This is a genomic window from uncultured Dokdonia sp., from assembly GCF_937910895.1.
In the GTDB taxonomy this organism is placed as follows: domain Bacteria; phylum Bacteroidota; class Bacteroidia; order Flavobacteriales; family Flavobacteriaceae; genus Dokdonia.
On record NZ_CALEMI010000157.1, the window covers coordinates 90,466 to 97,949 of the forward strand.

Annotated in this window: 7 protein-coding genes; 2 read left to right on the forward strand and 5 right to left on the reverse strand. The window is 34.7% G+C overall.

Annotated features, from left to right (window positions below; genetic code table 11):
- Nucleotides 1–104 precede the first annotated feature (104 nt).
- The gene (locus Q0505_RS18695; RefSeq protein ID WP_299216214.1) at nt 105–1,277 is read right to left on the reverse strand and encodes a vWA domain-containing protein; all 1,173 of its coding nucleotides are present in this window, start codon (nt 1,275–1,277) and stop codon (nt 105–107) included.
- A gap of 220 nt (nt 1,278–1,497) precedes the next feature.
- Between Q0505_RS18695 and Q0505_RS18700 the strand changes: the two genes are divergently transcribed.
- Both Q0505_RS18700 and Q0505_RS18705 read left to right on the forward strand, forming a co-directional pair.
- Entirely contained in the window at nt 1,498–3,684 is a 2,187-nt protein-coding gene (locus Q0505_RS18700) for a histidine kinase (RefSeq protein ID WP_299216217.1), read from the forward strand.
- 2 nt (nt 3,685–3,686) lie between these two features.
- A complete protein-coding gene (locus Q0505_RS18705; protein WP_299216220.1) occupies nt 3,687–4,424 on the forward strand; it encodes a LytTR family DNA-binding domain-containing protein in 738 nt (245 codons plus the stop codon).
- A 3-nt stretch (nt 4,425–4,427) separates the two neighbouring features.
- On the opposite strand, the gene murI is transcribed toward Q0505_RS18705, so the two are convergent.
- From murI to Q0505_RS18725, 4 genes are all read right to left on the reverse strand, one after another.
- Nucleotides 4,428–5,246 (reverse strand): glutamate racemase, encoded by an 819-nt coding sequence (gene murI / locus Q0505_RS18710; protein ID WP_299216223.1) that lies wholly within the window; start codon nt 5,244–5,246, stop codon nt 4,428–4,430.
- Between the two features lie 79 nt (nt 5,247–5,325).
- On the reverse strand, nt 5,326–5,832 hold the full coding sequence (locus Q0505_RS18715) for an OmpH family outer membrane protein (RefSeq protein ID WP_366519449.1): 507 nt from the start codon (nt 5,830–5,832) through the stop codon (nt 5,326–5,328).
- An 80-nt stretch (nt 5,833–5,912) separates the two neighbouring features.
- The gene (locus Q0505_RS18720) at nt 5,913–6,926 is read right to left on the reverse strand and encodes an OmpH family outer membrane protein (protein ID WP_299216228.1); all 1,014 of its coding nucleotides are present in this window, start codon (nt 6,924–6,926) and stop codon (nt 5,913–5,915) included.
- Between the two features lie 37 nt (nt 6,927–6,963).
- Nucleotides 6,964–7,484: BamA/TamA family outer membrane protein (locus tag Q0505_RS18725; protein WP_299216231.1), on the reverse strand; the 521-nt coding region annotated here is incomplete at its 5' end.

The window sequence follows — 7,484 nt, forward strand, 5'->3', positions numbered from 1 at the left end:
TCTCAAGTTGTGGATTTGGTTTTTTTGTAAAATATTTTGTATGTAAAAAGCGCACACTTATTGGTATACGCTTTTAAATTTTTAGAATACTTAATTATAAAATTTTATTCCCAAGTGTAATTCTTTCTCTTAGCTTGAGTTTTAATAGCTTCTATCATAGCGTTGCGCAATTGATTATCATCTTTCTTAGTTTGTGATGCCACGTAAGCAATACGCTGACTATTAAGTTGGGCAATCTCTTTTTGTATTGCTTCTCTTTCTTTTCTTTTTGTAGCGATATACATTTTTATTTCAGAAGTAGATTTGCCTTTGAGTTCTTTGGGAAGGTCTTTATCATCTAATGCTTCATAACTAAAATTTTCTTCCTTCTCTGCATCTACTAAGTCCCAACTACTATTTTTATAAAAATGAGAACTCTTGCTTACCGCTCTTTTTACGGCATTTGCTTCTCCATATTCACTGGCGTTAGAATCTTGTTGTAGTTGTAAAGCCATTTTGTCTTCGGCGAGCCTACCATAACCAATATAGGTGCTATTAAGAGCCTTGTTTTTTTCTAAAATAGCTTGGTCATAAGGAGAAGGTACATGTACGGTACGCTTATCGTGATTAATAGCAATATAATTCCCTTTGGCAGACTCTGCTCCATCTTTCCAATAGGTATGAACACCTGTGTTGTAATCTCCGCAAAATATAGTGTTGACTGTTACGTCTTTTTCACAAGCATTTACAGAAGCATCTTGATAGCGAACGGGTCCTTGGTCAAAAGGTTCATTGCCTGCTATGAAAATGAGATTTAAATCATTCTTTTGTGTTCCCCAATTTAATTGATCCAATGATACCTGAATAACTTTACCACAATACTCATTTCCTCCATTTGTTGTGAGCGCAAATAAGTTTTTTGAAATCTCGTCAAGATCATTACTAAAAGCATTTACTTGTCTTATATAACCTTCTTTTGCATTAAGTCTGTCATTGCCATACTCATATAAAGCTATTTGTAAAGTAGGTTTGTCATCAGATCCACATTTTGCATAGGATAGTTCATTAACAAGTTCCCATAGTTGTGATTTTGCTTGATCTATAAGACCATCCATACTATTAGAAGTGTCTAATAGAAGCGCTACTTTAATGATATTTGTTTTTGAATCTAGAACTGCAATGCTATTACTTTTTGATTCATATAACTTTTTTTGATCTTCTGTATTATTAATAGGAGTTGGATAAAAAGAGGAGCTCGCTATCATTAGTGACGTTATTAAAATGGATACAGTTTTCATAATTGTTTGAGTATTTTGATGAATATGATGTAAATCTAAAGACATTAAAACTCGATTAAAATTTAAAATGAGTGAACAGCCCTTTTTAATGAGTAAACAAGCTCATAGAATGAGTAAGGATGCTTTTTTAGGCTTTAAAAAGAGGTTTTAATGGGCTATATCTAAAATCATCATTTTTTGGTGTAGCATTTTTGCACTAAGTTTGGGTTCTATGAAAAAGATGTTTAATAAAATCTTTACGTTAGTATTAATTCTCTCTTGGGTGAGTATTCACGCACAAGAAAGAAATTCATTTCCTGCAGAAAAAGGACCACCCATTATGGTACGAGGAAGCGTTATAGATATAGAGACACTGGAGCCTGTTCCTAAGGTAAATGTTGAGATTACAGGTGGGAGTTATACGACAACAGGTCCCGATGGAGAATTTAGAATCCGTGCTAGCGTAGGAGATGAACTCGTAATACGGAGTACAGATTTTGAAACACAATATTACACCATAAAAGATAATCAGCGTATTCGAGTTGAGGTACATTCATTATCTAATCCTATTATATTAGATGAAGCTGAAGATTCAGAAAAACCTAAGCAAATCTTTACCGATTATGTCCAAAAAGCAAGAGCGGTATATAAACAAGATGTTTCTAAAGGGATTGATAATATTGCTTTAGCATTGGAGATAAAAACAATTACCGAATCAGAAAGAGCGATTGCTTATGAACTATTAGCAGATATTAATTCCTATTGGAAACAATATGATTTAGCTATCGCAAATTACAAATCAAGTTTAAAAAGTGAATACAAAAAAGGTGCTGAAATAAAATTAGCAAAAGCTTATTTTAATAATAAAAACTATCAGGAAAGTATTGATCTTTATCAAGCACTATTAAAAAAAGAGCTGTCTTTTGAGCAAAATTTAGAAGCTCTAGAAGGCTTAGGCGATACGTATAAGGCTACGGCCGCTTTCGCGAAAGCGATAGAACAATACAAAAAAGCAGAACGCATAGCTACAGATTCTTCTATTGTGTCAACCGCTACGAGACTAAACACAAAAATTGCAGAGTCTTATGATCAGATCGGAAATAGTCAAAAAGCCATCACCTCCTATAATAAAGCACTTAATTTATCTAATCAGGAAAACTCAGAGAGTGCGGCGAGATCTAAGGTAAAAGTTGCCGATTATTATAATGCAACACGACAATTTGATGAAGAAATAAAACTTCGTAAAGAGGCATTACAAGAATTACGCGATGTAAACACAGATTCCATCACAAATGATGATGTACTTACACCTCAGAAACAAAACTATAAAATTGCCAGTGCTTACGTAGATCAAAGAAAGTTTGAGGAGGCCATTCCTTTTTTTGAAAAAAGTATTAATGAAGCAGCCAATAAAAATGACCTCGTTGTCGAAAAAGATGCCACGAGACGACTCTCAGAATTATACAGAGATAAAGAAGATTTTGACAAAGCTGCAGAGAGTTATGAACGTTATAAGTCTCTTGTAGATCAAGGGTATCTAATTAAAGAACAAGAGTTAGAATCAAGGATACGACTTGGAAAAATCAATGCCGAAAAACAAAATAGAATCTTAAGTCTTGAAAAAGATAGAGAGCTTAATGAAGAGCGGTATGACTTAGCTTTCCAAAAACAAAAAATAATTGATGAGCGTAATAATACACAACGATTAATCATTGGGTCTTTAATTGTAGTTGCTTTGTCACTTCTTATTGCAGCATTAGCAATGTATCGTAGTTCAAAAAGGCAAAAATATGCAAATAACTTATTGGCTCTAAAGAGTTTAAGATCACAAATGAACCCTCATTTTATTTTCAATGCACTTAATTCTGTAAATAGTTTTATTGCTACCAATGATGAGCGTACAGCAAATAAATACCTTTCCGACTTCTCAAGCCTCATGCGCTCCGTACTAGAAAATAGTGAAGAAGACTTTATACCGCTTTCTAGTGAGATAGAACTCATTAAAAAGTATACGATGCTAGAGCATTTCAGGTTTAGAGATAAATTTGACTATACGCTTACAGTAGATGAGAACTTGGCGATAGATGAGTTTCAAATACCACCTATGTTATTACAACCGTATGTTGAGAATGCCGTATGGCATGGTATGCGATACAAAGAAGAAAAAGGGCTATTGCATATTAATTTTAGTCAAAAAGATGCTGATACTGCTGTAATTACAGTGACAGACGATGGAGTAGGTAGAGAGCGTAGTAAAGCTATGAAAACAGATAATCAGAAAAAACAAAAATCTAAAGGAATGGGCAATATCAAAAAGCGTATCGCCATACTTAATGAAATGTACGGAGATCGCGTAGATGTTGTCATTACAGACGTATTTGAAAACGGAGAAGGAACAAAAGTAACACTAACACTAAAAAAAGACTAACCATGCTAAAGCTCAAAACGATTATAGTAGAAGATGAAGAAGTGAGTCGAGATATATTACGCAACTATCTCCAAAAGTATTGTCCAAAAGTTGAGCTTGTAGGCGAAGCATCAAATATAGAAGAAGCGCTCAGTCTTATCCGTAATGAAACACTAGACCTCGTTTTTTTGGACGTAGAGATGCCACACGGTAACGCATTTGATCTCTTGGAACAAGTAGGGGATCGTAGTTTTGAAACTGTGTTTGTGACCGCATATAACCAATATGCCATAGAAGCGCTTAATACACATGCATCTTATTATCTACTTAAACCAATCTCTATAGATGAGCTTATAAAGGCCGTAGATTATGTGGCTCAGATTAAAGAAAAAGAAAACGAATTAGAAAATAAAGTACTTACCGCTTTTAGTTCTGAGAATCAAGGTAAAATAACAATTCCTGTGCAAGACGGTTTTGAAGTCCTAGAAGCAGCTTCCATTTTATACTGTCAGGCAGATGATAATTATACTCAAATATTTCTTACCAGTGGAGGTAAAAAATTAGTCAGTAAAACTCTTAAGTATTTTCAAGATGCCTTAACAGATTTTGGATTTGCAAGAGTGCATAAATCGTATTTGGTCAATATCAATGAGGTCACTGGGTATAGAAAAGGGAAGGGCGGTACAGTAGTGTTAAGTACAGGTAAAGAAGTGATGGTTTCAGCTTCCCAGAAAGCCAACTTGCTAGCGTATTTTAAATAATTTTTAAAAGTCTTTATACGCTACTTGAATGTCTATTTTTTGAGGAATTTGTCCGCTTTCGCGAAAGCGCACGATGATGTCTTCAAGGATATCAATAGCATCATTGGAATAGATGTAATGCTTGGCAGGCTTTGCTATTTCTGTATGGATTATTTTTTCTTGTTCTAATATAGCTTTTGTCTGCCTAGCCACCGCTTCTCCAGAATCAATAATGGTCACTTGATTAGGTAATAATTCTTTGAGTATAGGAAGCAAAAAAGGATAGTGACTACATCCTAAAACTAGATAATCAATATTTGCCTTTATCATAGGAGCTATATAGGAAGTAAGAAGTTCTCTAGTTTCAGGACTATTTATTTTTCCTTGCTCAATTAATGGAACAAGCCCAGTGCCTATCACTTCTATGGTATTAATTTCTTGCGTGTATCTTTTTGAGGTGCTAGAAAACAAACGACTATTCAGCGTTCCTTTGGTGGCTAAAATACCAATGCTTTTACTCTTAGATTGAAGTGCGGCGGGTTTAATAGCAGGTTCTATTCCAATAAAAGGAACATTGTAATTTGCTCTTAAGTAATCAATGGCATTTGTGGTTGCTGTATTACAAGCGACGACAATAATTTTTGCACCTAGTGCTATTAGTGTTTCTGTATTTTTAATACATAATTGTGTAATCTCATCTTGAGATTTTTCGCCATACGGAGCATATTTACTATCAGCTAAATAGATAGTTGATTCTAATGGTAGTAGCTCAACAATTTCTTTCCATATAGAAATGCCTCCTATTCCACTATCAAACACTCCGATGTATGTATCTTTTTGCATAGGTCTAAAATAAAAAACTGCCTCCAGAATGAAGGCAGTTTTTATAAACTTTCGCTTTAAGCGAAATAATAATAATGTATTAGATACCTAAATCTGCTTTTACGTCTGGCATAAGATCATAACCATCTGCCATGATCACTCCTGCAGCTCCAGGTGTTGAGTCAAGAACATATTGATATCCTTTTGCTCTAGCCACTTTTTGTATGGTTACGCGTGCTTTCTCAAGTATAGGTTTTAATAACTCTTGCTCTTGTTGACGCAGTTTGGTATATGCGTTTTGCTCGTATGCGTTAATTTGTTGAAGTGTTTCTTGTACTTCTTTTTGACGAGCAATATTGGTCTCATCAGTTTGTGTAGCTACTTCACGCCCATATCTTTCAGATGTTTTTTGAAGTTCAGTCTTCATTTCTGTTAACTGCGCTTGATATGATTTTTGTGCTTTTTCAAGCTCGGCATTTGCAGTAACATAGCTAGGCATTGCTTCTACTAACTCTTGTGTGTTAATGTGCGCAATTTTTGATTCTTGAGCTTGCATTACGCTAGTCATTCCTATTACTAGAGCTATGGCTACGAATACTTTTTTCATGTGTTTCATTGTAATCTAATTAAAGTTAAGTGTGTTATAGTTATAAAATATAGGGTTATCAAATACCTCCACCACTATGATCATCTTCTTTTTGGAGGATTGGGAATACTATCTGTTTTTTTCTTACGTGATTCTATAACAGAATCTCTTTTTCTTTCGCGTTCTGCTAATAGAGCGTCTTTTTTCTTTTGACGTTCAGCTAGTATAGAATCTTTTCTTTTTTGGCGAGCTTCTATAAGTTGTTGCTGTTTTGCTTTTTTCTCCTCAGCTGTTTCTGTTCCAGAACTTCTGCCTGACGCTTCGGCTCTTGCTGCTTTGGCAGCATTTATAGAATCTTTTCTTTGTTGACGTTCTTCAAGAATACGCTGTCTTCTTTCTTCAAAAGCTTTATTACGTGCGTCTTTTTCTTCTTGGCGTTGTGTTGCCTTTTCTTCAATTAACGCGTCACGTTCTGCTTTCTTTTGATCTATAGCTTTTTGACGTTCCTGTGTTTCTTTGTCTTGCTCTACCGTTTTGGCTTCATCTCTATCAAAAGAATCTTCTTCTTTTTTATTGTTGATTTGTTTACGTTTTGAAGATCTAGTGATACTTCTTAAAACTTGATCACTTATATCTAATCGATCTGCCACATATAATACACCTGATTCAGATTTTCTTAATACAACATCAAACTTTTTATTTTTAGAAATTTCTTGTACAGCATTAAAAACTTGGTCTTGTACAGGCTCTATTAATTGACGTTTTTGTATCGCCAAATCACCACCTGGTCCAAAACGTTTTTGTTGATATTCAAAAATTTCTTCTTCTTCATACGTGATTTCTTCTTCACGCTCTTCAATAAGTTCTTTGGTAAGCAATACGCGTTCATTTTGTAATTGCTTTTTCATTTCGTCTATTTCACCGAGTTTTTTTTCTATTTCACTTTTCCACTTTTTAACTTTCGAATCTAGTTGAGAAGATGCTTCCTGATATTCAGGAACGTTTTCAAGTATATAGTCCATATTAATATAGCCTACACGGATACCACGTTGTGCTTGCGCAACAAGGCTCACAAAAAAAAGTGATGCAAAAAGGAAAAAAACTTTTGTTTTCATATTGGTTATAATAGCGTTAGAAATAATCGTGCCAAAATTAAAACTGCTGTCCTATGATAAAGTGCGTTTCCCATCCGTTAGGCTGTATTAGCCCAGGTATAGGATCGAAGCCATATCCAAAATCTAGCCCTAATAATCCAAAGGCAGGCATAAATATACGAATTCCTGCACCAGCAGATCTACTCAATTGAAACGGATTATAATCCCTAAAATTGTCATAAGTAGCACCTCCTTCAATAAAAGCAAGTGTATAAATGGTTGCCGCTTGACTAAACGTTACAGGATAACGAAGTTCTAGACTAAATTTATTATAAATGGTAGCTCCATCATTATTGTTTGCAGTTGTAGCTGCTCCTCTATCTAAAGGAGTTACAGATTGATTAGGATATCCTCTTAAACGGATAATCTCACGCCCATCTAGTGCGAACCCTCCTAATCCATCTCCTCCTAAGAAAAAACGTTCAAAAGGTGGAATCCCTCTATCATTATTATAAGCACCTAGCCATCCAAATTCAACATTAGATTGTAAGACAAACTTCGCAGGAAGGCTTGTGTACC

Coding starts and splice junctions, on each gene's coding strand:
- Q0505_RS18720 (WP_299216228.1), bottom strand. CDS start 6,926: ATGAAAACAAAAGTTTTTTTCCTTTTTGCATCACTTTTTTTTGTGAGC.
- murI (WP_299216223.1), bottom strand. CDS start 5,246: ATGCAAAAAGATACATACATCGGAGTGTTTGATAGTGGAATAGGAGGC.
- Q0505_RS18700 (WP_299216217.1), top strand. CDS start 1,498: ATGTTTAATAAAATCTTTACGTTAGTATTAATTCTCTCTTGGGTGAGT.
- Q0505_RS18695 (WP_299216214.1), bottom strand. CDS start 1,277: ATGAAAACTGTATCCATTTTAATAACGTCACTAATGATAGCGAGCTCC.
- Q0505_RS18715 (WP_366519449.1), bottom strand. CDS start 5,832: ATGAAAAAAGTATTCGTAGCCATAGCTCTAGTAATAGGAATGACTAGC.
- Q0505_RS18705 (WP_299216220.1), top strand. CDS start 3,687: ATGCTAAAGCTCAAAACGATTATAGTAGAAGATGAAGAAGTGAGTCGA.